This is a genomic window from Polaromonas hydrogenivorans, from assembly GCF_040105105.1.
GTDB lineage: Bacteria > Pseudomonadota > Gammaproteobacteria > Burkholderiales > Burkholderiaceae_C > Polaromonas > Polaromonas hydrogenivorans.
The window spans coordinates 43,922-65,769 of record NZ_CP157675.1 but is presented as its reverse complement, the minus strand read 5'-3'; the positions used below and the strand labels follow the sequence as shown (position 1 = coordinate 65,769).

Sequence of the window (21,848 nt, the reverse complement as noted above, 5' to 3'; positions counted from 1 at the left end):
CGGGAGGCGCGCCAGGCGCTGTCTGGTGTGGCTCAGGCGGAAGTATCACGCATCACGCATCAGCTGCTGCAGCTGTTCATGCGCGTCCGGCCAGTCGCCTAGGCCGCTTTCGGCATTCAGGTGGCCGCACGGGCCGGCGTCAATGAGGTCCGCGCCCCAGGTCGCGGCAAACTGCCGGGCGCGCTCAGGGCTGCAAAAAGGATCGTTGCTGCTGGCGAACAGGCGCGTTGCAAACGGCAAGCGGCCCAGGGCAACGGGCGACCAGCTGGGCAGCTGGGCGCGCAGCTCCTCGCGCTCGACATCGGGCGGGGCCACGAGCAGCGCCGCCTTCACCAAGTGGGTGTTGCGGCTGTGCGCGGCCCAGGCAGCCACATGCTGGCAGCCCAGGCTGTGCGCGACCAGCACGGCGGGCTCGTCGCACGCCAGCAGCACGTCTTCGAGCCGTGCAATCCAGTCGCCCCGTAGCGGCCGCATCCAGTCGTGCTGCTCGACGCGGCTGTAGCCATGGGCGCGCTCCCAGCGGCTTTGCCAGTGGTCCGGGCCGCTGCCTTGCCAGCCGGGAAGAATCAATACATTGCGGGGGTTCATGCGGGGTTTCCAGGCTTTGGAGCTTCACACCATTGGTGCGCTATGTTTTTGATAGCTGTTTGCGCAGGTGGAGCATGCGCAAACCATCGTTTTGATGCATAAGTGAGGGCTGGCGCGCCTACAGCAGGCGCCCGACCATCTCCTGGGCAAACGCCACGAAGGCCTGCGCGCCCTTGGACGACGGGTCGAAGATCACGCCGGGCAGGCCGTAGCTCGGCGCTTCGGCCAGGCGCACATTGCGCGGAATGACGGTGTTGAACACCTTGTCGCCGAAATGCCCCTTGAGCTGCTCGCTGACCTGCTGCTGCAGCGTGATGCGCGGATCGAACATGACGCGCAGCAGGCCGATGATCTGCAGGTCCTTGTTCAAGTTGGCATGCACCTGCTTGATGGTGTTGACCAGGTCGGTCACGCCTTCGAGCGCGAAGTACTCGCACTGCATCGGAACGATCACGCCATGGGCCGCGCACAGCCCGTTCAGGGTCAGCATGGACAGCGACGGCGGGCAGTCGATCAGGATGAAGTCGTAGTCCTTGTCCACCTTGGCCAGCGCCTGCTTGAGGCGCTTTTCGCGGCGCTCCAGCGGCACCAGTTCAATCTCGGCACCTGAGAGTTCGCGGTTGGCGCCCAGCACGTCGTAGCCGCTTTTCTCGCTATGCACCCGGGCATCGACGATGGATGCGGCTTCGAGCAGCACGTCATAGACCGTCATTTCAAGCTTGCGCTTGTCCACGCCCGAGCCCATGGTGGCATTGCCCTGCGGGTCCAGGTCCACCATCAGCACGCGCTGGCCGATCTGGACCAGGCCGGCGGCCAGGTTGACGGTGGTGGTGGTCTTGCCCACGCCGCCCTTTTGGTTGGCAATGCAGAATATTTTGGCCATAGCGTATTGTTGGTTGTCGTTCCGTTGAGGGAATTCAGGATTGCCGTGTTTGATTTACCGGGAAAGCGCCAGCTTGATGCCAAAGGCGATCAGGAACATGCCGGCCGCTTTTTCGAGCGTGGCCGATATTTTCGGATTGGCCCGCAGGCGAGCGGCCAGCTTCCAGGTCAGCAGCACCGCCATCAGGCCATACAAAAAAGTCAGCACGGCGATGGTCGCGGCCATCACGCCAAATGTTTTAAGGCCCTGATGCTGCGCCGGGTCCACGAACAGCGGAAAAAAGGCCAGGTAAAACACGATGGCCTTGGGATTGAGCAAGGTGATCAGCAATGCCTGCCGAAAATAGTGGCGCGGCTTGATCTGCAAAATGGGTGCGGCGCCGGGCTTGGCCAGCAGCATGCGCAAACCCAGCCAGGCCAGATAGATGGCACCCAGCCACTGGACCGCATGAAAGGCTGCCGGATACGCCGCCATGACGGCCGAAACGCCCGCCACGGCGGCCCACAGCAGCACCTGGTCGCCAGCGATGACGCCCAAGGTGGCACCCATGCCGCCGGCGATGCCGCCCTTGCCGGTCGAGGTGATCAGCGCCAGGTTGCCGGGGCCGGGAATGGCCAGAAAGACCAGAATAGCCACAACAAAAGCGCCATAGTCGGCAACACCAACGAACGAGCCCGGCATGGAATGCTCCAGTAAAAGAGAGCTTGAGTTTACGACACGGGTCGCAGCCAGAGGATGCAGCGCTCGGCATCCAGGCCGGGAACCTTCAATTGTTCCACGTGAAACATTGCAATATTTTCATGCAAAGCCAGCAACTCATCGGCCGGATGCTTGCCCTTCATCGCCATCCAGACACCCTGCGGCGCCAGCGCACCGGCGGACCACTTGGTGAAATCAACCAGCGAAGCAAAGGCCCGGGAACAAATCACATCGAAGGATTCAGTGATGCTTTCGACCCGCGCATGAAGTCCCGTCAGGTTGGGCAGCCTCAATGCCAGCGCCGCCTGCTTGATGAAGGCCGCTTTCTTGGCCACCGTATCAACGCAGGTCACGGCAACCTGCGGGCAGCAGATGGCGATCACCACGCCCGGCAGGCCAGCGCCCGAGCCGACATCGAGCAGGCGACCGCCCTGCTCCAGCCCGGCGCCGTGCAAATAACGCTGCAGCGCCGGAACGGCCGCCAGACTGTCGAGCAAGTGATGCGTCATCATCTCCGCCGGATCGCGCACCGACGTCAGGTTATAGACCTGCGTCCATTTGGCAATCATGGCCTGGTACGCCAGCAACTGGTCGATCTGCTGCTCGTTCAATTGCAGCTGCAGCGCGTCAAGCCCGGCCGTCAGGGTGGAACGCAAGTTCTGTTCAGTGGTCGCCATCAAACTTCTGCCTCGGCGGATTTCAAGGGAGTCGTGTTTTTCCACAGGTTCTTTTTCAGGTGCACCAGCAGCAGCGAGATGGTGGCCGGCGTGATGCCCTGGATGCGCGATGCCAGCCCCAGCGTTTCGGGCCGGTGCCTGGACAGCATCTGGCGCGCTTCAAAGCTCAGCGCCGACACCTGCAGGTAATCCAGGTCAGCCGGCAGCTTGAGATTCTCGTAATGCGACGCGCGTTCGACCTCGACTTTTTGCAGGTCGATATAGCCGGCATATTTTGCCGTGATCTCGATCTGCTCGATCACGCTTTTCACCAAGTCTGCGGGCAGCGTATTTTCAGCCGATGTTTCACGTGAAACATCTTCGTTTCCGGTCGGGATTTCCGGGTTGGCGTATCGGCCACCATCCAGCGACATCAGTCCGGCGTAGTTCACATCGGGCCGGCGCAGCAAGTCGGCCAGGTTGTATTCGCGCTCAATCGCCTTGCCCAGCACGCGCTCGGCTTCGCTGGCCGGCAGGTTGTTCGGGTTGATCCAGAGCGCGCGCAGGCGCTGTGTTTCACGTGAAACAATATCGCGCTTGCGGTTGAAGGCGTCCCAGCGGGCGTCATCGACCAGGCCCAGTTCACGCCCTTTTTCGGTCAGGCGCATGTCGGCATTGTCTTCCCGCAGCATCAGGCGGAACTCGGCCCGGCTGGTGAACATGCGGTAGGGCTCGGTCACGCCCTTGGTGATCAGGTCATCGACCAGCACGCCCAGGTAAGCCTCGTCGCGCTTCGGCAGCCAGGCTTCCTTGCCCTGGCATTGCAGGGCGGCGTTGATGCCCGCGAACATGCCTTGCGCGGCGGCTTCCTCGTAGCCGGTCGTGCCGTTGATCTGCCCGGCAAAGAACAGCCCGCCAATCGCCCGGGTTTCAAAACTGGTCTTCAGCGCGCGCGGGTCGAAGTAGTCGTATTCAATCGCGTAGCCGGGCCGCAGATGTGCGCGTTTTCCATGCCCGCCATCGAGCGCACCAGCGCGTACTGGATGTCGAACGGCAGGCTGGTCGAGATGCCGTTGGGATAAATCTCGTGCGTCGTCAAGCCTTCAGGCTCCAGGAAAATCTGGTGGCTGTCCTTGCCGGCAAAGCGGTTGATCTTGTCCTCGACGCTCGGGCAGTAGCGCGGCCCCACGCCGTCGATCTTGCCGGTGAACATCGGGCTGCGGTCAAAGCCCGAGCGGATGATGTCGTGCGTGCGCTCGTTGGTGTGCGTGATCCAGCACGGCATCTGCTTCGGATGCGGGATATTACCGCCCATGAAGCTGAACACCGGCACCGGGCCGGGCGTGCCGCCGGGCATGCCGTCGCCGGGCTGAACGCCGCACTTGCTGAAGTCAATCGAGCGCCCGTCGATGCGCGGCGGCGTGCCGGTTTTCAGCCGGCCTTGCGGCAGCTTGAGTTCCTTCAGGCGGGCGCTTAAAGACACGGCCGGCGGGTCGCCGGCGCGGCCCGCCGCATAGTTGTTCAGTCCGACATGGATCTTTCCGTCCAGGAAGGTTCCGGCCGTCAGCACCACCGTGCGGGCGCGAAACCGGATTCCGACCTGCGTCACCGCACCGACCACCCGGTCGCCCTCGACCATCAGGTCATCGACCGCCTGCTGGAACAGCCACAGGTTCGGCTGGTTTTCCAGCATCCGGCGAATCGCCGCCTTGTACAAAATCCGGTCGGCCTGCGCCCGCGTGGCGCGCACGGCAGGGCCTTTGGAGCCGTTCAGGATGCGGAACTGGATGCCGCCCTCGTCGGTGGCCAGCGCCATCGCGCCGCCCATGGCATCGACTTCCTTGACCAGATGGCCCTTGCCGATGCCGCCAATCGACGGGTTGCAGCTCATCTGGCCGAGCGTCTCGATGTTGTGCGTTAGCAGCAGCGTCTTGCAGCCCATGCGGGCGGCGGCCAGCGCGGCCTCGGTGCCGGCATGGCCGCCACCGACCACGATCACGTCAAATTCCTGGGGATAAAACATCTCAAGCCTCTATCAGTTCAGTTTTCAGGCCGGCGGCTTGCGCCGCCAAAGCCTGCTTGCGGTCAGCCGTCACAAACAAGTCAACCCGTGCCACCTGGGCGGTGCCGATGTGCAGCGCATCCATGGCGCGCAAGCGGTTTTGCGCCATCACGGCCAGCGCCAGCGCTTCGATCTCGGGGCTGATGGGGCGCACCTCGAAGTCAACAAAATCCTGCGCCACCTCGCCCATTGCATACGCATACTGGTCCATGTCGATCGAATGGTCATGCACCTCGCGGCTCAGGCTCGAAGCAATTTCAACCTTGCAATGCGCCGCCAGCACCACCGTGTCCGCGCCCATCAGCAGGCGCTCCACCGCGTCGTGGCCACTCTCGCGCTTGTAGCGCTTGGCGATGGCCGAAGAATCGAACAGCAGCTTCATGCTTCAGTACCGTGCGCTTTCACGCTCGTCCATGATCAGTTGCGCCAGGGACTTGCCATCGGCACGCTGGTATTCGAGCGGATGGATGGGGCGCTTCCAGCTGGGAAGCTTTTCGGGCGCTGCCGGCTGGACCGGCACCAGTTCGGCGACCGGCTTGCCATGCCGCAAAATGCGCACGGTTTCGCCCTGTTCGACCCGGTCGAGCATGGCCGACGCGTTGGCGCGGAATTCACTTAAGGAGACGGTGTGCATGGGTTATTTGTACAAAATGATGGTTTTGTACATTTTATGGGTTTCGATGTTTGGCAGCGCCTTGGCCGGCGCTCACCCCTGCTGGCGGTGATGAAACTCAGGCTTGTTAATGAAAATCAAGTGCATGCCAGCCAGGCGCCGGCAGCGTGCCATACTGCTATTTGCCGCTCCCGTGTCAGCCGGGCGTAGTCAAGACGGTTCACACTTCAGACGGCTTTTTAAAACCCAGGAGATAGTCATGACCCGTGAAGTTGTAGTTGTCAGCGGTGTGCGCACCGCCATTGGAACCTTTGGTGGCAGCCTGAAGGACACGCCACCCACCGAACTGGCCGCGCTGGTCGTTCGTGAATCGCTCGCGCGCGCCGGCGTCGAAGGCAAGGATGTCGGCCACGTCGTGTTCGGCCATGTGGTCAACACCGAAGCCAAGGACATGTACCTGTCGCGCGTGGCGGCCGTCAACGGCGGCTGCGCCGAAGGCACGCCGGCGTTCAACGTCAACCGCCTGTGCGGCTCGGGCCTGCAGGCCATCATCTCGGCCAGCCAGTCGATTCTGCTGGGCGACGCGGACATCGCGATTGGCGGCGGCGCCGAGAACATGAGCCGCGGCCCCTACGCCAGCCTGGCCACGCGCTTTGGCGCGCGCCTGGGCGACAGCAAGCTGGTTGACATGGTCGTCGGCGCGCTGCATGACCCGTTTCACACCATCCACATGGGCGTGACGGCCGAGAATATCGCCGCCAAGTGGGGCATCAGCCGCGAGGAGCAGGACGCGCTGGCCGTGCAAAGCCACAACCGCGCCCAGAAAGCCATAGAAAGCGGCTACTTCAAGGAGCAGATCGTTCCGGTCATGCTGAAAAGCCGCAAGGGCGAGGTCGCCTACGACACGGACGAGCATTTCCGCCCGAACTGCACGCTGGCCGACATGGCCAAGCTCAAGCCGGTGTTCGTGAAGGAAAACGGCACGGTGACGGCCGGCAATGCCTCGGGCATCAACGACGCCGCTGCGGCCGTGGTGCTGATGGAAGCGGGCGTTGCCGAGGCGCGAGGCCTCAAGCCCCTGGCCCGCCTGGTCGCCTACGCGCATGCCGGCGTCGATCCAAAGTACATGGGCATCGGCCCGGTGCCCGCCACGCAGATGGCGCTGAAGAAAGCCGGCCTCACGGTGAACGATCTGGATGTGATCGAGGCCAACGAAGCATTTGCCGCGCAGGCCTGCGCCGTCACGCGCGACCTGGGGCTGGACCCGGCCAAGGTCAACCCGAACGGCTCGGGCATCTCGCTGGGCCACCCGATTGGCGCGACCGGCGCCTTGATCACCGTCAAGGCGCTGCACGAGTTGCAGCGCATCCAGGGCCGTTACGCGCTGGTGACGATGTGCATCGGCGGCGGCCAGGGCATCGCGGCGATTTTCGAGCGCATGTAATTTAGCGACTCAGGCTGTAACGCTACGCTATTCATAGCGCCTCTCGCCCGTTCAACATGGGCTTGAGGCGCTTTTTTACAGGTAATTCCTTGCCCTATAGCTCTTCGGCACCGCATCGGCACACCCGCCCTTCAGGGTTTGGTTGTAACAATTGCTTTACATCAAGACGCAGCAACAGGGTCGGGCTAGACTGAAAAAATGCATCTGGCCGCAGTCGCCAGAGCCCCCAAGGAGACAAATTTTGCTGCCCGCCTACATCACCCATCCCGATTGCGCCCTCCACGAAATGGGTGCCCACCATCCCGAATGCCCCGAGCGCCTGGGCGCCATCAACGACATGCTGCTGGTCAAGGGCCTGCTCGACTACATGCACCCCTACGATGCGCCGCTGGCCACGCCCGAGCAGTTAGCCCATGCGCATTCCTCGCTGTATGTCAGCGAACTCATGGCGGCCTCCCCGGCGGAGGGTTACCACAAGGTCGATCCCGACACCGACATGAACCCGTTCACCGTGCGGGCCGCATTGCGCGCGGCCGGTTCCGTGGTGCTGGCCACCGACCTGGTGCTGACGGGCGATGCACCGAGCGCTTTTTGCTGCGTGCGCCCGCCCGGCCACCACGCGCAGCGCGACGCCGCCATGGGCTTTTGCTTTTTCAACAACGTCGCCGTCGGCATCCGCCATGCGCTGACCCGGCACGGCCTGCAGCGCGTCGCGCTGATTGATTTCGACGTGCATCACGGCAACGGCAGCGAGGACATCTTTCGCGGCGACGAGCGGGTGCTGATGTGCTCGATCTTCGAGCAGGGCATCTACCCGTTCAGCGGCGAAAACGCCACGGGTCCGAACATGGTCAACGTCGGCCTGCCTTCGCGCTCGGGCAGCGACAAGTTCCGCGAAGCCGTCACCAGCCACTGGCTGCCCGCGCTGGACGCTTTCAAGCCCGAGCTGATCTATGTGTCGGCCGGCTTTGACGGCCACCGCGAGGACGACATGGGCAACCTGGCCCTGGTCGAGGCCGACTACGAATGGGTCACCAAAAAAATCATGGCGGTGGCCGAGCGCCATTGCCGGGGCCGCGTCATCTCGTGCCTGGAAGGCGGTTACGTCCTGAGCCCGCTCGCGCGCAGCGTTGCCGCGCATGTCAAGGTGCTGATTGGCGCCGACTGAAAACCTCTCCCCTTATGGACAAACACTACCTCACCCCGCTTTTCGCCCCCCAGTCCATCGTCGTCTTCGCCGGCCAGGCCGACGACCCGGACAGCCTGACATCGCGCGCCCGGGTGCTGCACCAGGCGCTGCGCGCCCAGCGCTACACCGGCACGCTGCAGTTCCTGGACATCCACACCACCGGCACGCTGGCCGACCTGGCGCAGACCGGGGCCGACCTGGCCATCATCGCCCTGCCGCCGCAGGAAGTGGCCGCCGCGCTGGAGATTGCCGGGCGCATGACCTGCCGCTCGGCGCTGGTAATCACCAGCGGCATCAACGCCGACGGTGCCGCCGAACTCAAGCGGATTGCGCGCCGCGAAAGCATCTTCCTGCTCGGCCCGAATGGCCTGGGCCTGCAGCGCCCGCACCTGCAGCTCAATGCGAGCGCCGCCGGGCCGATGGCCAAGCCGGGCTCGCTGGCGCTGGTGTCGCAGTCCGGCGCGCTGACCGCGTCCATCCTCGACTGGGCCAGCAAGAACGGCGTCGGCTTTTCATCGGTGGTCTCGCTGGGGCCGAACACCTCGGTCGATATTGCGCAGGTGCTCGATTTCCTGGCCAACGACCGCCAGACGCAAAGCATCGTCATCTACCTCGAAGGCATCTCCAGCGCCCGCCGCTTCATGAGCGCGCTGCGCTCGGCGGCCAACGCCAAGCCGGTGGTCGTGCTCAAGGCCGGCCGCAGGCCTGCCGGCAACGAGGCGGCGCAAACCCACAGCGGCGCCATCGTCGGCAGCGACGATGTGTTCGATGCTGCCCTGCGCCGCGCCGGCGCGGTGCGCGTGCGCTCGTTTGTCGAGCTCTTTTCGGCCGCCAAATGCCTGGCCTCGCGCTACCGCCCGGTCGGCAACCGGCTGGCCATCGTCACCAACGGCGGCGGGCCGGGCGTGCTAGCGGCCGACTGGGTCAACGAAATCCACCTGCAACTGGGCAAGCTGTCGCCCGAATCGTCCAGCGCCCTCAAGCCGCTGCTGCCCGAACTGGCGTCGCTGTCCGACCTGATCGACCTGTCGGAAGAAGCCACGCCTGAACACTACAGGGCCGCCATCGAGGCGGCGGGCAATGACCGGCGGATCGACGGCGTGCTGGCGATTTTCTCGCCCAAGGAAGGCGTCGATGCTTCCCAGGTGGCGCGCGCGCTGGCCGATGTCAAGCGCAGCATGGGCAAGCCGCTGCTGTCGTGCTGGATGGGCGATGCCTCGGTCGTGATGGGGCGCGAGATTTTGAACGAAGCGTCGATTCCGACCTTTCGCACGCCCGAGGCGGCCGTCGGCGCCTTTGGCAACATCGCCTCGTTCTACCAGAACCAGCAGCTGCTCCAGCAAACCCCGCCGCCGCTGTCCACGCTGGCCAAGCCCGACATCGAAGGCGCGCGGCTGATCATCGAGCATGTGCTGGCCGAGCGCCGCAAGGTGCTGACCGAGATGGAGTCGAAAACGCTGCTGTCGGCGTTTCACATCCCGGTCACGCAGACCATCCTGGCGCGCAGCGCCAACGAGGCGATGATGATCGCCACGCAACTGGGCTTTCCGGTGGCGCTGAAAATCGACTCGCCCGACATCAGCCACAAATCGGACGTCGAAGGCGTGGCGCTGAACATCCTGAACGCCACCGGCGTGCGCGACACCTTCACCGAGATGATGCAGACCGTCTCGCGCCTCAAGCCCAATGCGCGCATCAACGGCGTCACGGTGCAGACCATGGCGCGCGCCCGGCGCGGCCGCGAGGTCTGCGTCGGCCTGGTCACCGACGACCCGTTCGGGCCGGTGATCGCCTTCGGCGCGGGCGGCACCATGATCGAGCTGATCGACGACCGGGCGATGGAGCTGCCGCCGCTGAACCAGTTTTTGGCGCGCCACCTGATTTCACGCTCGCGCGTGGCCGAAACCCTGGGCCAGTGGCGCGGCGCCAGTCCGGCCGACATGAATGCGCTGGAGCAGATCCTGCTGCGCGTCTCGGAAATGGTCTGCGAGCTGCCCCAGCTGCGCGAGATGGACATCAACCCGATCATCGTCGATGAATCCGGCGCGGTGGCCGTCGATGCGCGCATCGTGATCGACAACGCACCGCAGGCCATCAGCGGCCGGGCCAACACCTACAGCCACCTGTCCATCCTGCCGTATCCGGCGCGCTACGAGCAGGTCTGGCCGCTGCGCGGCGGCGGCGAATACATCGTGCGCCCCATCCACCCGGACGACGCGCAGATGCTGCAGGAAATGATGTCGCACCTGTCGCAGGAAAGCCGCTATTTCCGCTTCATCTCGTCCATCGTCGAACTGCCGCCCAGCATGCTGGCGCGCTTCACGCTGATCGACTACGACCGCGAGATGGCGCTGGTCGCCGTGTTCAAGGAACGCCGTCCCGGCGCCAACGGCGAGGCTCTGGAAACCGAGCGCATCGTGGGCGTTTCACGCTACGTCACCAACCCCGACCAGTCGAGCTGCGAGTTTGCGCTGGTGGTGGCCGACGACTTCAGCGGCAAGGGCCTGGGTTCGCGCCTGATGCTCAGCATCATGGACGTGGCGCGCGAAAAGGGGCTGTCCGAAATCGAGGGCCTGGTGCTGGCGCAAAACCCCGGCATGCTCAAGCTCATGAAGGGCCTGGGCTACACCATCAAGCCGTTTGCCGAAGACCCGGATTTCAAGCTGGTCACGCATACGCTGTGATCTGGCGGCGCGCCAGGCAAGGACAATCGCTATGAATAATATAGCTATATATCCTTATGTCTATTGCGCAAATGGCCTTTTTCATCATAAAAAGGCGCGCAGGCAGTCAGAAGCGGTAAGCCAGCACGGCCGTCGCGCCCAGGTGCCGCTGCACGAAGCGGGGCTGCAAGGCCGCGCCCACGGTCACGCCATTGCGGGTGAGGGCCTGGGCATCACCGGCGCCCGTCTGCTCGCGCCGATACAGCACGCCAGCCCGCCACGACCAGCCCGGCTGGGCTGATGCGCTGCCGTCCAGCTCCAGGCTCAAGGCCAGCAGGCGGCTGCTTCCGAGCGGCAGCGTCACCGGGTCGGCACGCGGCAAATCGACCTTGACATGGCCGCCCGGCCCGCCGCCCAGCCAGCCCGAAGCACTCAGGCGCACCTGCTCGCCCAGCGCAGCCTGGTAGCGCACGCCCAATGCGGCCTGCAGGTAGTCAAAGCGCTCCGGATAACCCAGCGCATTGCCCGCGCTGGCAATGTCGCGCCGGATCTGGCGGTAGCCGAGTTGCGAGCCCACGGCCCAGCCCCCGCTCACCGGCAGCCAGGCAGCGATGCTCAAGGCCTGCGCCCGCAGCTGGCTTTGCGTTTGCAAGGGCGCCTGGGTGCTCGTGATGCCGTCGTAGTCGCGCTGGCCCTGGCTGCGCGTCCATTGCGCCGACCAGTCCACCGCGCCGCAGCGCCCCAAAGCCTGCAAACCCGCGACCTGGAGCGTTCCACGCTCGCGCACCAGGGACTTGCCCTGCGCATCGAACTCTTCCCATTGGCTGCGCTCAACACCGGCCAAGGCACCCAGGGCCGGCGCGCCGCACGGCATGGCGGCGATGGCATTGCCCGACAGGCCGGCCAGCAGCGCGACAGCCACCACCCCATGCAGCCTGCGCCCAAGGCCCGCACACGCAGGATCGGCCCTCAAAGCATGTCGCTCCAGAGCTTGCTCGTGGACGCTTCGTAGCTGCCATTGGCATCCGCATCCAGTTCGATCAGCACCGTGGTGGCGCTGGTGGCGGTGATGCGGACCTTGCCGCCTGCCGCGCCGGTAATGACGAGCTGGCCGCTGCCGGGGTAAGCCTGCGTGCTGGCCCTGACGAAAGGTGCCAGCGTGGCGATGCTGATGGATTTGGACTCGAAGGCCGAGCTGCTCAGCGTTCCGTCCACCGAGGTGGTGGAGGTGAAACCGGTGCCTGCGGGGCGCAACTCCACGGAAGTCGCATAGCTGGTCAGCGTTTTGCTATAGGTGGTGGTGCCGTAAGTCGATGAAAGGCCCAGGCTGGAAGTGCGCAGCCCCAGCGACTGGTTGTTGGCGGCGCGTGCATCGATGGACAAGGCAAGGCTGCCGTTGCCAACGGTGCGCAATGACGAGGATTGAGTCGTCAGATTGTTGAAGCCCAGAGTGACTGACAAACTGTAGGGGTAATGGTCAGGATTGCCGGTCAGGCTGTTGATGGTCAGGGTCAATTGACCGTTCAACAACTGGCCTTCAAACGAGCAGTTGGCTGCCGTCAGGGAGACCGAATCGCCGGCATCAACCAGGCGATTGCCGTTGGCGTCGTTCGCTGAAATGGTCAGCGTGCCGCCGCCTGCACACTTTTCAGTCTGGCTCTGCACGGCGCCAACCGCTTGCACGGGCGCATCGGCCAGCCAGCGCGGCAGCTTGGGAAGCTGGTCCTGGCCAAAGCGGACCAGGGCCTCGGAATCGCTGACTTGAGCGCCTGTGACAAGGCCGGTTGCATCGGCGAGGTAAGCAGAAGACGACAGCGATTCCTGGGCGACCGCCACGTAATTGGCCGAAGTCAGTGTGGCTTGCGTTGCAGCCGGAGTGGGCGTGGCCGCAGGGGCCGAGTCGCTGCCACCACCGCAGGCAACAAGCATGGCAGAGGCAGCAACAAGGGTCAGGACATAGCGCATGGGGAAGTTTCCGTTTATTACAAAAGAAACACTTTAACCAACCCAGCTTACACGGCAATTGCCTTTCGGCCGCTGACTCCCTGTCTCAAAGCAGCTTCATCCTTTTGGCTGCCTCGCGCAATTCCCCGCGAAAGTCCGGGTGCGCGATGGCGATCAGCGCCTCGCAGCGCTGCTGGGCGGTCTTGCCGCGCAGCTGGGCCACGCCGAATTCGGTCACCACGTAGTTGATGTCGTTCTTGCTGGTACTGACATGCGTGCCGGGCGACAGCACCGGCACGATGCGCGAAATCGTGTCGTGCTTGGCGGTCGAGGGCAGCACGATGAAGGCCTTGCCGCCGTTCGAGCGATTCGCCGCGCGAACGAAATCGGTTTGCCCGCCGGTACCCGAATACGGCGTGAACCCCAGGCTTTCCGAGCCGCACTGGCCCATGAAGTCGATCTGCATCGTGGCATTGATGGCGTGCAGGTTGTCGTTCTGGCCGGCCAGGTAGGGGTCGTTGGTGAAACCGACCGGATGCATCTCGACCGCCGGGTTGCGGTGCAGGAACTGATACAGCTTGTTCGAACCCAGGGCGAAGGTCGCCAGCATCTTGCCGGGCAAATAGTTCTTCTTGCGGTTGGTGACGGCGCCGGCCTCGACCAGCGTCATGATGCCGTCGCCGATCATTTCGGTGTGCACGCCCAGGTCGTGCTTGTGGGTCAGCTGCATGACCACCGCATCGGGAATGCCGCCGTAGCCGATCTGCAGCGTCGCGCCGTCCGGGATCATGTCGGCGACGTACTTGCCGATGGCTTCCTGCACCGGGCCGATCTTGGGCAGCCCGACTTCGAGCAGCGCGTCGTCGCTTTCAGTCAGCGCGGTGACCTGCGAGACGTGGATGTGGCAGTTGCCATTGGCAAACGGCACGTTCGGGTTGACTTCCAGCACCACGGCCCTGGCCTGCGCAATCGCGGCCATGGTGTAGTCGGGCGCCAGCGACAGCGAGAAAAAGCCGTGCTCGTCCATTGGCGACGCCATGGAAAACACCACATCGGCCGGAATCAGGCGGCGACTGAGCAGGTCGGGCAGTTCGGAGAAATTGGCCGAAATGAAATCCGTCCAGCCCTCCTGCCCGCCAGCGCGCGAGATGCCGCTGAAAAAGTAGGCGACATGGCGGACATGCCCGGTCGTGTCGGGGTCAAAGTAGCCGTACTTGCGCACCGGCAGGATTTGCGAAACGCTCACGTTGCGGAACTCGCGGCGAGCGTCCGAGAGCGCCGTCAGCAGGGCCGGCGGCTCGCCCACGGCGGTGGGCACCACCACCGTGTCGCCGTTCATGACGACCCCGATGGCGTCGGCGGCCGACATGCGTTTTTGCTGATAAAGGGTCTGTACGGACATGGCTGCTTTCTGTTGGCTTTGATCTGAATAATTATTGATTATGGAATAACACCGGCCCTGAATACCTGACGAAGACACGCGGACACGCCAGAGCCCCGTCTGGCATCAGCCGCCGCCGCGCTGCATGTACACATCGAAGCGTTTCATGAAGGCGTGGCGCTGGCCGTCATCGAGTCCGGCAAAGGCAAAGCGCACCAGCAGGCGCGGAATCCGGGCGCTGCCCAGCACGCGGGGCGCGGCCGGCCGCCAGTCGATCCGCAGGCTGCCCGGGCCGATGCGGGCCTGCACGGATGGCCCGCTCTGCTGCCAGGCGTGGTCGCCCAGCGCGGCGGGCAGCCAGCCCAGCCATTCGGCTTCGGTGCAGCCCATGTCGCGCTCGAAAGTCTCGGCGTAATGCGCCTGCACCGGTTCAGCCGCCGGCAATCGGCGGCCAGATGGCCAGCACGTCGCCCTCGGCCAGGGTGGTGGTCAGGCGCTTTTCGGGCTCGATGTAGCGGCCATTGACCAGCACCAGATGGACGAGTTTGGGCGGCAGGCCGAAGGGCTCGATGATCTGGCTGATGGAAGCATCCGGCGCCACGTCGAGTTCGATGAGGTTGCCGCGCCTCGCGGGCACCGGCAAATAGTCGGTCAGCGTGGCGAACAGCTTGAAGGTGATTTTCATCGGCGGTGCCCGTCGCCGGCGCCGTGCCACTCGCCCTGCCCCTGGGCGCTGGCGAGGTAGGCCTGCATGAGCTGGGTCGGGTCGCTTTTGAGGATCTCCTTCCAGGGGCCGAAGCGGACCGCGCCCTCGACCAGCCCGCGCATCACGCCGACATGCTCGGTCCAGCCGACGCTGTTGCAGCCCACCAGCACGTCGTCCTTGAACTGCAGGCTCAGGTGCCGGCCCTTGCCGCCATCGGCCTGGCGGTCGGTCAACTCAACGTGTTCCCCCTGCTCGCTGCCGGGCACGCCCTGCCAGTTGCCAAAGCTGCTGGAAATCAGCCCCAGCGTGTCGAGCACGTTGATCTGCGTCACGCCCCGCAGCTCCACCCGCTGGCCGACCATGTTGAGCGCCGCCACCCGCGCCTGCTCGGCCGCGTTGGGCTGGATGGCGCTGACGATGGTCGTGCCGCTGACCTTGTCGAAGGCTTCGGCGCAGTCGCCGGCGGCATAAATGCCGGGCACGCTGGTCTGCAAATGCTCGTCGGTCAGCACGCCCTGCAGGCAGGTGATGCCGGAGTTTTCAAGGAAGCCGATGTTGGGCTTGACGCCGGTGGCGCTGATGACCAGGTCGGCCGCCACCGTCTGCCCGTTGGACAGCCGCACCGACAGCGGCGCGCCCGGGTGAATCGCCTCGACCCGGGTGCCGGTGAATACCTGCACGCCCTGGGCCTCGCACCAGTCGCGGATCATGCCGCCGGCCATCGGCCCCATCATGCGCGGCACCATGCGGTCGCCCATCTCGACCACGCTGAGCCGCACGCCGCGCTGCATGAGCGCCTCCATGATGATGCAGCCGATGAAGCCGGCGCCCATCTGCAGCACGCGCGCGCTGGGCTGGGCCAGCGCCATGATCTTTCTCGCATCCTCCAGCGTCCAGCAGGTGTGAACGCCGGCGCTGTCGATGCCCGGAACCGGCGGGCTGGCCGGACGCGAGCCGGTGGCGATCAGGAGCCGGTCGTAAGCCAGCGATTCGCCAGTACTGAGCGCTATGCTTTTTGTAGCTACATCCACTGATGCAGCGTGCGCAAACAGCTGATTTATCTTCAAATCGGCAAAATGCGACGGGCTTTTTCGCAGGTAGGTGCCGGGCTCGTCGATGTTGCCCATCAGCAGGTAGGGAATGGCCATGCGCGAGTATGGCGGCTCGGCTTCATCGCCGACCAGCGTGATGCGGTCGTTCGGCGCCTGCTTGCGGATGGTTTCGGCGGCAATCAAACCGGCCGGGCCGGCGCCCAGGATGACGTGGTGGGTCATGAATCTTGTCTCCAAAAATTAAAAAAGGGGCGGACTTGCGCACGCCCCTTCCCGCCCCCTCCGAGAGAATTTTTTTACAGGCCGAGGCGCTCGCGGGTCTCGGCCGTCGGCACGCCTTCGCTGTCCCAGCCGCGCGCGGCGTAGTACTTGGGCAGCATCTCGGCCAGCATGTTGACCTTGCCCTTGGCCGGGCCGGTCTTGGCCGCTTCCGTGAGCAGGCGCTTGGGCAATGAATCGTCGGCCTTGGTGAAGCCGGCGGCGTTGTTGAACTCGCGCTCCATGTTCCAGATGCGCTCGCCGATTTTCTCCAGTTCCTCGGTGGTGTACTGCTCGCCGCAGGCGGCCTGCAGCTGGGGCGCCACATCGGCCAGGCCCCAGGCGAAGGAGGTGAACACGCAGATCCCGGCGGAGTCGAAGACGGCCGTCGCGTCCTGGAAGGCCTTGACCAGTTCGGGCTTGCCTTCATGCTCCAGCGGATCGGTCTTGACCGGGATGCCCAGCACTTCGGAGGCGACGGTGTAGCCGCGCAAATGGCAGCCGCCCCGGTTGGACGTGGCATAGGCCAGGCCGATGCCCTGGATGGCGCGGCCGTCATAGGCCGGGAACTCCTGGCCCTTGGACGACATCGACAGGTCGGGATGGCCGTACTTGGCCGTCAGGCGCTTGGAGCCCTGGCCAATTTCCTTGCCGAAGCCCCGGCTGTACACCGTTTCCTCGGCCAGAAAGGCCAATGCCGCCGCCGAACCGAACGGCGCCTCGATGCCGAGCTGCTCCTTGCTCAGCACGCCCATTTCGTACAGCTCCATCACCGCGCCCAAGGTGGCGCCAAAGCTGATCGGGTCGATGCCTTCCTCGTTGCACAGCATGGTGGCGTACTGCAGCGCTTCCAGGTCCTTCACGCCGTTGGCCGCGCCCAGCGCCCAGGCGGCTTCGTATTCGAGTCCGCCCGACGCTCCCCAGTACTGCGGCTTGTTCGACACGGTGAAATGGCCGGCGTCCATCTTGCTGATGCGGCCGCAGGCAATCGTGCAGCCGAAGCAGGCCTGGTTGGTGATCAGCTGCGCCTTGCCGTCGGTGGCGCGCGGCGTGGCCATGGCTTCGGCCGAAATGTCCTTGGCGCCCTCGAACTGCACATCCTGGTGGTTGCGGGTGGGCAGCGCGCCGACTTCATTGATCACGTTCATCAGCACCTGCGTGCCGAAGGTCGGCAGGCCCTGGCCGGTGACGGCGTTGTCGCGCAGGATTTTTTTCTTCTCGTAGGTGACCTTCATGAAGGCCCTGGGGTCACGCAGATTGCCAACGCCCTTGGTGCCGCGCACCGCTATCGCCTTGAGGTTCTTGCTGCCCATCACGGCGCCCACGCCCGAGCGGCCTGCGGCGCGGTGCAGGTCGTTGACCACGGCGGCATACAGCACGCCGTTTTCACCCGCCTTGCCGATGCAGGAAACGCGTATCAAGGGGTCCTGCAGGCTCTGCTTGATCAGCGGCTCGGTCTCCCAGACGCTCTTGCCCCAGAGGTGGGCTGCGCCCCGCAGCTCGGCCGTGTCGTCGTTGATGTAGAGGTACACCGGCGTGGGCGATTTGCCCTCGAAAATCACCATGTCCCAGCCGGCCATTTTCAACTCGGCGCCCCAGTAGCCGCCCGAATTGGAGCAGGCGATGGCGCCGGTCAGCGGGCTCTTGGTGATGACGGTGTAGCGCCCGCCGGTCGAGGCCATGGTGCCCGTGAGCGGCCCGGTGGCCCAGATGATCTTGTTCTCTGGCGACAGCGGATCGACTTTGGGATCGACCTCGGACACCAGGTATTTGCTGCCGAGCCCGCGCGAGCCCAGGTAGCCGTGCGCCCAATCCATGTTGAGCGGCTCGGCGGCGACGGTGCCAGCGGTCAGGTTGACGCGGAGGATTTTTCCAGCCCAGGACATGTTGTTGCTCCTTAACTGGCCGAAGGCTGGTTGCCCAGCTTGTCAGCCCATTGCTGCATCCTGTCCAGGCCGGTCCAGTTGGCGTCGATGAAGGTGATGGCGCCGGTCGGGCAGGCTTCGGCGCAGGCCGGCTCGCCGCCGCACAGGTCGCACTTTTGCACCTTGCCGGTTTCTTGCACATAGTTGATGGTGCCGAACGGGCAGGCAATGGTGCAGACCTTGCAGCCGACACAGGTGGAGTCGTTGACCACCTTGGCGCCGGTCAGCTTGTCCAGCGTGATGGCTTCCACCGGGCAGGCATGCAGGCACCAGGCCTCGTCGCACTGGGTGCAGGTGTAGGGCACCTTCTTGCCGGTGTCGTGGAAGTCGAAGACCTTGATGCGCGACTTGGCGGGGGCGAAGACGCCGTAGTTATCGAAGGAACAGGCCATTTCGCACTGCAGGCAGCCGGTGCATTTTTCAGGGTTGATGTGCAACACCTTTTGCATGAAAAACTCCTTGAGTCACACCGGCAAGCAGCCAGCGTTGCTATGAATTAATTTGCATAGCCATTGTTGGAGTCACTCCGCTAAAAAGCCCTAGGGCAAACCCGAATACCCGGCGCAGTACGCCGCCGTCATCAATAGTTGGACTCGGTGGCCACCGCGTGGTGGCCTGTGAGCGACTTGCCGATGATGTCCTTGGCCAGCTCCCTGTCGGTTTCGCCATGGGTGCGGACCAGCAGCACCACATTGCCGGCCTTGATGGCGTCCATCACCAGCTCGGAAAACTTGCCTTCCTTGCCCTTCTTGTCGTCCTTGCCTTCAGCACCGACCACGCCACCGACAATGCCACCCACGCCGGCAAACCAGCCCAGCATGGCCAAGGCTGTCAACACAGGGCTGGTTACGAACAGGGTCACGCTGGCGGCCCACAGGATCACGGTGCCGATTGCACCCACGCCCGTTCCCACCGCCGTGCCGATGGCACCGTCCACCAGTATGTCCTTGAGCACTTCGTCATTGCTTTCCTCGTCGGGTGGCAGCGGAAGATCCTGCAGCAACGCCACTTCGCTGGCGGCAATTCCGCCGTCGATCAGGTGCTGGCGAACATGCTCAGCCTCGTCCAGGGTGACATAGATCGCCGACACCTTGTGGCTGCGGCCTGATTCAGGCAACTCGGCGGCCAAGCTTGGGCTAAGGGTGGCATTGGTGGCGTTCTGGTTGATTGGCGTGTTCATAGGAGCCTTTTGATACTTGTTAAAAGTTAGCGTTCCTGATTTTTTTAATTGCCGCATCGAACGCCCGTCACCGCTACGGGTTTGCCGGATAAACCCTTTCGCCTGCTTAAGTGATTAGTCTCAGAGTAATGGGACGGGCCAGGCCGCACCGCCAGTGCATGGCGCGAGGCGACGTGCGTTCGCTCCTACATGATGATTTGTCAGAGTGGTCCATCCGCAAAGGACTGCGCGAACTCGCCAGCGGCATCGTCTGCGTTGATGCCTTTCATTCGCGGAGACGCTGAGCAGTTACCGGATTTCAAGCCAAATCTGGCTTTTGCGCAATAAACACGGGCGCAGGCAGCTACTATTTTTATAGCGATTGAGGCGTTTCAGGTGCTGGCGCGCACCACCAGCTCGTAACCCAGATCGACGCAGGGCGAGGCCACGGTCTCGCCGTTCATCAGCGCCAGCAGCATGCGCGCGGCGGCGTGGCCGATTTCGCTGCGCGGCGTGCGCACCGTGGTCAAGGGCGGCAGCATCTGGTCGCTGCCGGTCAGGTCGTTGAAGCCGGCCACCGCCACGCGCCCCGGCACCGCAACGCCCAGGCGCAGCGCGGCCAGCAAGGCGCCCTGCGCCAGATCGTCATTGCAGAAAAACACCGCGTCAACGTCGGGCTGCTCGCCGATGATGCGCTCGAACATGCGCGCGCCCAGCGCAATCGACGACGGCGCCGGGTCCAGCCATTCGAGCTTTGGGTCATGCAAGCCGGCGGCAAGCAGTTCGCGGCGCCAGCCTTCGAGCCGCTGCAGCGTTCGCGGATCGAGCTGCGCTGCCACAAAGGCGATGCGCCGACGGCCGCGCGCCAGCAGGTGCCGGGTCATCTCGGTCCCCGCATCGGCCTGCGAAAAGCCGACGCTGTACACGCCGGGCGCGCTGGACATTTCCATCACATGCACGCAGGGCACGCCGCTTTGCGCGATCAGCGCGCGCGCGGCGTCGCTGCGTTCAAGCCCGGTCACCACCAAGCCGGCCGGGCGCTGCAGCAGTTGCTCGCGCAGCAGCAGCTCCTCTTCGTCGGCGTCGTAGTGCGTCACGCCCATCAGCGTCTGGTAGCCGGCCGGGCGCAGGCTGCGCTGCACCGCTTCGAGCAGATCGACGAACAAGGCGTTCGACAGCATCGGAATCAGCACCGCGACGTGCGAGCTGCGCTGCGACGCCAGCGCGCGCGCCGCCGGGTCGGGCACATAACCCAGCGTGCGCGCCGCCGCCCGCACGCGCTCGACCAGCGCCGGATCGACGGCACGCTCGCCGCGCAGCGCGCGCGACACGGTGATCGGGCTGACACCGGCGGCTTGCGCCACATCGGTCAGGGTGACGCGGCCGGTGGCGCGGGGGCGAAGGCGGGCTGGTGTCATGAATCCTAGGGAAACTACTGAGTTGTAAGGGGCTGATGCTCGCATAGGATAGCGCTATCCCAAGGCGTGCGCCAGCCGGACAATCCCTAGGCCGTCTTCGCAGGCGGCCTGAAAAAGAAGTTCCCCCGGTCAGCACGCCTTTTATTTCCACCTCAACGGATAGCGCTATCCAAGGTTTTTAGACATGACGGATTCTCTTGTAATCATGGGTGTGGCCGGTTGCGGCAAGTCCAGCCTGGGCGCGGCGGTGGCGCAGGCCACCGGCCTGACGCTGGTCGAAGGCGACGACTTCCACAGCCCGGCCAGCCGCGCCAAGATGAGCCAGGGCATCGCCCTGCTGGATGCCGACCGCGACGGCTGGCTGGGCGTGCTGGGCGAGCAGCTGCGCGCCCACCCCGAAGGCCTGGTGCTGACCTGCTCGGCGCTGAAACTTTCCTACCGCGAGCGCCTGCGCCAGGCCGCGCCCGGCCTGCGCTTCGTATTCCTCGACATCAGCCGCGAACAGGCGCAGGCCCGGGTGGCGGCGCGCGCCGCGCAGCATTTCTTCTCGACCAGCCTGGTGGACAGCCAGTTCGCCACGCTGGAAAGCCCCACCGGCGAGGCCGGCGTGCTGCGCGTCGATGCGCTCAAATCGCTGGACCAGCTGCAGGCCGAAGTCACGGCCTGGCTGAACAACCCCAAGGAGCAGGCATGACGACCGAAACTCTGATCGAAGCGCCCAAGAGCCGCTTCCAGCGCATCAGCAACCTGCTGCTGGCCATCTGCCTGGGCGTGATGGCCGTGGCGGTGTTTGTCAACGTCGTGCTGCGCTACGGCTTTGGCAGCGGCGTTCCGGCCAGTGAAGAGCTGTCGCGCCTGCTGTTTGTCTGGATGGTGTTCATCGGCGCGACCGCCGCCTACCCGGCCGGCGAACACATGGCTTTCACCAGCCTGGTGGGCCTGCTGCAAAACCAGCCCCGCCTGATGCTGGCGATGACGATTTTCATCCGGCTGCTGGTGCTGCTGGGCTGCGCGCTGATCGGCTGGGGCGCCTGGCAACAGGTCGTCGTTGGGCTGGACAGCCATTCGGTGGTGCTGAACTACCCGACCGCGCTGCTGCCGCTGCCGGCCTTTTTGTGCGCCACGGCCATCGGCCTGATGGCACTTTTCGAGATCATCAAACGCACGCCGCTGGACCTCGGCCACGGCGCGGAAGTGGAGTAAACATC

21 protein-coding genes and 1 pseudogene are annotated in these 21,848 nt (G+C 64.6%); 5 read left to right on the top strand and 17 right to left on the bottom strand.

What is annotated here, in order from left to right; translation table 11 throughout:
• Nucleotides 1–45: 45 nt before the first annotated feature.
• The 7 genes and pseudogenes from ABLV49_RS00340 to ABLV49_RS00310 form a co-directional block, all read right to left on the bottom strand.
• Nucleotides 46–588: an RBBP9/YdeN family alpha/beta hydrolase gene (locus ABLV49_RS00340; protein ID WP_349279600.1), complete on the bottom strand. Its 543-nt coding sequence runs from the start codon at nt 586–588 to the stop codon at nt 46–48.
• A 118-nt stretch (nt 589–706) separates the two neighbouring features.
• The gene (locus tag ABLV49_RS00335; RefSeq protein ID WP_349279599.1) at nt 707–1,471 is read right to left on the bottom strand and encodes a ParA family protein; all 765 of its coding nucleotides are present in this window, start codon (nt 1,469–1,471) and stop codon (nt 707–709) included.
• A 54-nt stretch (nt 1,472–1,525) separates the two neighbouring features.
• Entirely contained in the window at nt 1,526–2,152 is a 627-nt protein-coding gene (locus tag ABLV49_RS00330; protein ID WP_349279597.1) for a LysE family transporter, read from the bottom strand.
• A gap of 29 nt (nt 2,153–2,181) precedes the next feature.
• A complete protein-coding gene (rsmG, locus tag ABLV49_RS00325) occupies nt 2,182–2,850 on the bottom strand; it encodes a 16S rRNA (guanine(527)-N(7))-methyltransferase RsmG (protein WP_415838045.1) in 669 nt (222 codons plus the stop codon).
• Nucleotides 2,847–4,849, bottom strand: a pseudogene (gene mnmG / locus ABLV49_RS00320) (tRNA uridine-5-carboxymethylaminomethyl(34) synthesis enzyme MnmG). Before mnmG ends, rsmG begins: the two are co-directional and overlap by 4 nt.
• Nucleotide 4,850: 1 nt before the next feature.
• A complete protein-coding gene (locus tag ABLV49_RS00315; protein WP_349279593.1) occupies nt 4,851–5,270 on the bottom strand; it encodes a type II toxin-antitoxin system VapC family toxin in 420 nt (139 codons plus the stop codon).
• A 3-nt stretch (nt 5,271–5,273) separates the two neighbouring features.
• Nucleotides 5,274–5,522: a type II toxin-antitoxin system Phd/YefM family antitoxin gene (locus tag ABLV49_RS00310; RefSeq protein WP_041376424.1), complete on the bottom strand. Its 249-nt coding sequence runs from the start codon at nt 5,520–5,522 to the stop codon at nt 5,274–5,276.
• 238 nt (nt 5,523–5,760) lie between these two features.
• Here ABLV49_RS00310 and bktB point away from each other — a divergent pair, with 238 nt between their 5' ends.
• The 3 genes from bktB (at nt 5,761) to ABLV49_RS00295 (ending at nt 10,818) form a co-directional block, all read left to right on the top strand.
• Nucleotides 5,761–6,945, top strand: a complete 1,185-nt coding sequence (gene bktB / locus ABLV49_RS00305; RefSeq protein ID WP_349279591.1) for a beta-ketothiolase BktB — start codon at nt 5,761–5,763, stop codon at nt 6,943–6,945.
• Nucleotides 6,946–7,186: 241 nt separating this feature from the next.
• Complete coding sequence (locus ABLV49_RS00300; protein WP_349279589.1) at nt 7,187–8,113, top strand: histone deacetylase family protein; 927 nt, start codon at nt 7,187–7,189, stop codon at nt 8,111–8,113.
• Between the two features lie 14 nt (nt 8,114–8,127).
• Nucleotides 8,128–10,818 (top strand): bifunctional acetate--CoA ligase family protein/GNAT family N-acetyltransferase, encoded by a 2,691-nt coding sequence (locus ABLV49_RS00295; RefSeq protein ID WP_349279587.1) that lies wholly within the window; start codon nt 8,128–8,130, stop codon nt 10,816–10,818.
• A 106-nt stretch (nt 10,819–10,924) separates the two neighbouring features.
• Here ABLV49_RS00295 and ABLV49_RS00290 read toward each other — a convergent pair whose 3' ends face one another.
• The 10 genes from ABLV49_RS00290 to ABLV49_RS00245 form a co-directional block, all read right to left on the bottom strand.
• Nucleotides 10,925–11,719 (bottom strand): hypothetical protein, encoded by a 795-nt coding sequence (locus ABLV49_RS00290; protein WP_349279586.1) that lies wholly within the window; start codon nt 11,717–11,719, stop codon nt 10,925–10,927.
• A gap of 47 nt (nt 11,720–11,766) precedes the next feature.
• Complete coding sequence (locus tag ABLV49_RS00285; RefSeq protein WP_349279584.1) at nt 11,767–12,762, bottom strand: hypothetical protein; 996 nt, start codon at nt 12,760–12,762, stop codon at nt 11,767–11,769.
• An 85-nt stretch (nt 12,763–12,847) separates the two neighbouring features.
• Nucleotides 12,848–14,143, bottom strand: a complete 1,296-nt coding sequence (locus tag ABLV49_RS00280; RefSeq protein ID WP_349279582.1) for an acetyl-CoA hydrolase/transferase family protein — start codon at nt 14,141–14,143, stop codon at nt 12,848–12,850.
• Nucleotides 14,144–14,248: 105 nt separating this feature from the next.
• On the bottom strand, nt 14,249–14,566 hold the full coding sequence (locus ABLV49_RS00275) for a hypothetical protein (RefSeq protein ID WP_349279580.1): 318 nt from the start codon (nt 14,564–14,566) through the stop codon (nt 14,249–14,251).
• Entirely contained in the window at nt 14,553–14,807 is a 255-nt protein-coding gene (locus ABLV49_RS00270) for a MoaD/ThiS family protein (protein WP_349279578.1), read from the bottom strand. The genes ABLV49_RS00275 and ABLV49_RS00270 overlap by 14 nt, the downstream gene beginning before the upstream one ends.
• Nucleotides 14,804–16,102 (bottom strand): NAD(P)/FAD-dependent oxidoreductase, encoded by a 1,299-nt coding sequence (locus ABLV49_RS00265; RefSeq protein WP_349279576.1) that lies wholly within the window; start codon nt 16,100–16,102, stop codon nt 14,804–14,806. The genes ABLV49_RS00270 and ABLV49_RS00265 overlap by 4 nt, the downstream gene beginning before the upstream one ends.
• Nucleotides 16,103–16,176: 74 nt before the next feature.
• Nucleotides 16,177–18,024 carry an aldehyde ferredoxin oxidoreductase family protein gene (locus tag ABLV49_RS00260; RefSeq protein WP_349279574.1) on the bottom strand — a complete coding sequence of 616 codons (1,848 nt, stop codon included), beginning with the start codon at nt 18,022–18,024 and terminating at the stop codon, nt 16,177–16,179.
• Between the two features lie 11 nt (nt 18,025–18,035).
• Entirely contained in the window at nt 18,036–18,512 is a 477-nt protein-coding gene (locus tag ABLV49_RS00255) for a 4Fe-4S dicluster domain-containing protein (protein ID WP_349279572.1), read from the bottom strand.
• 131 nt (nt 18,513–18,643) lie between these two features.
• A complete protein-coding gene (locus ABLV49_RS00250; RefSeq protein WP_349279570.1) occupies nt 18,644–19,243 on the bottom strand; it encodes a hypothetical protein in 600 nt (199 codons plus the stop codon).
• Between the two features lie 371 nt (nt 19,244–19,614).
• Nucleotides 19,615–20,640: a LacI family DNA-binding transcriptional regulator gene (locus ABLV49_RS00245; protein ID WP_349279568.1), complete on the bottom strand. Its 1,026-nt coding sequence runs from the start codon at nt 20,638–20,640 to the stop codon at nt 19,615–19,617.
• A gap of 184 nt (nt 20,641–20,824) precedes the next feature.
• On the opposite strand from ABLV49_RS00245, the gene ABLV49_RS00240 reads away from it, so the two are divergent.
• Nucleotides 20,825–21,334 (top strand): gluconokinase, encoded by a 510-nt coding sequence (locus ABLV49_RS00240; RefSeq protein WP_349279566.1) that lies wholly within the window; start codon nt 20,825–20,827, stop codon nt 21,332–21,334.
• Entirely contained in the window at nt 21,331–21,843 is a 513-nt protein-coding gene (locus tag ABLV49_RS00235) for a TRAP transporter small permease (RefSeq protein WP_349279564.1), read from the top strand. Before ABLV49_RS00240 ends, ABLV49_RS00235 begins: the two co-directional genes overlap by 4 nt.
• Nucleotides 21,844–21,848 lie beyond the last annotated feature (5 nt).

What these genes read in the sequence shown, in the direction of transcription:
- ABLV49_RS00340 (WP_349279600.1), bottom strand. Translation starts at nt 588, where the DNA reads ATGAACCCCCGCAATGTATTGATTCTTCCCGGCTGGCAAGGCAGCGGC.
- ABLV49_RS00335 (WP_349279599.1), bottom strand. Translation starts at nt 1,471, where the DNA reads ATGGCCAAAATATTCTGCATTGCCAACCAAAAGGGCGGCGTGGGCAAG.
- ABLV49_RS00330 (WP_349279597.1), bottom strand. Translation starts at nt 2,152, where the DNA reads ATGCCGGGCTCGTTCGTTGGTGTTGCCGACTATGGCGCTTTTGTTGTG.
- ABLV49_RS00315 (WP_349279593.1), bottom strand. Translation starts at nt 5,270, where the DNA reads ATGAAGCTGCTGTTCGATTCTTCGGCCATCGCCAAGCGCTACAAGCGC.
- ABLV49_RS00310 (WP_041376424.1), bottom strand. Translation starts at nt 5,522, where the DNA reads ATGCACACCGTCTCCTTAAGTGAATTCCGCGCCAACGCGTCGGCCATG.
- bktB (WP_349279591.1), top strand. Translation starts at nt 5,761, where the DNA reads ATGACCCGTGAAGTTGTAGTTGTCAGCGGTGTGCGCACCGCCATTGGA.
- ABLV49_RS00295 (WP_349279587.1), top strand. Translation starts at nt 8,128, where the DNA reads ATGGACAAACACTACCTCACCCCGCTTTTCGCCCCCCAGTCCATCGTC.
- ABLV49_RS00285 (WP_349279584.1), bottom strand. Translation starts at nt 12,762, where the DNA reads ATGCGCTATGTCCTGACCCTTGTTGCTGCCTCTGCCATGCTTGTTGCC.
- ABLV49_RS00280 (WP_349279582.1), bottom strand. Translation starts at nt 14,143, where the DNA reads ATGTCCGTACAGACCCTTTATCAGCAAAAACGCATGTCGGCCGCCGAC.
- ABLV49_RS00270 (WP_349279578.1), bottom strand. Translation starts at nt 14,807, where the DNA reads ATGAAAATCACCTTCAAGCTGTTCGCCACGCTGACCGACTATTTGCCG.
- ABLV49_RS00265 (WP_349279576.1), bottom strand. Translation starts at nt 16,102, where the DNA reads ATGACCCACCACGTCATCCTGGGCGCCGGCCCGGCCGGTTTGATTGCC.
- ABLV49_RS00260 (WP_349279574.1), bottom strand. Translation starts at nt 18,024, where the DNA reads ATGTCCTGGGCTGGAAAAATCCTCCGCGTCAACCTGACCGCTGGCACC.
- ABLV49_RS00255 (WP_349279572.1), bottom strand. Translation starts at nt 18,512, where the DNA reads ATGCAAAAGGTGTTGCACATCAACCCTGAAAAATGCACCGGCTGCCTG.
- ABLV49_RS00250 (WP_349279570.1), bottom strand. Translation starts at nt 19,243, where the DNA reads ATGAACACGCCAATCAACCAGAACGCCACCAATGCCACCCTTAGCCCA.
- ABLV49_RS00245 (WP_349279568.1), bottom strand. Translation starts at nt 20,640, where the DNA reads ATGACACCAGCCCGCCTTCGCCCCCGCGCCACCGGCCGCGTCACCCTG.
- ABLV49_RS00240 (WP_349279566.1), top strand. Translation starts at nt 20,825, where the DNA reads ATGACGGATTCTCTTGTAATCATGGGTGTGGCCGGTTGCGGCAAGTCC.
- ABLV49_RS00235 (WP_349279564.1), top strand. Translation starts at nt 21,331, where the DNA reads ATGACGACCGAAACTCTGATCGAAGCGCCCAAGAGCCGCTTCCAGCGC.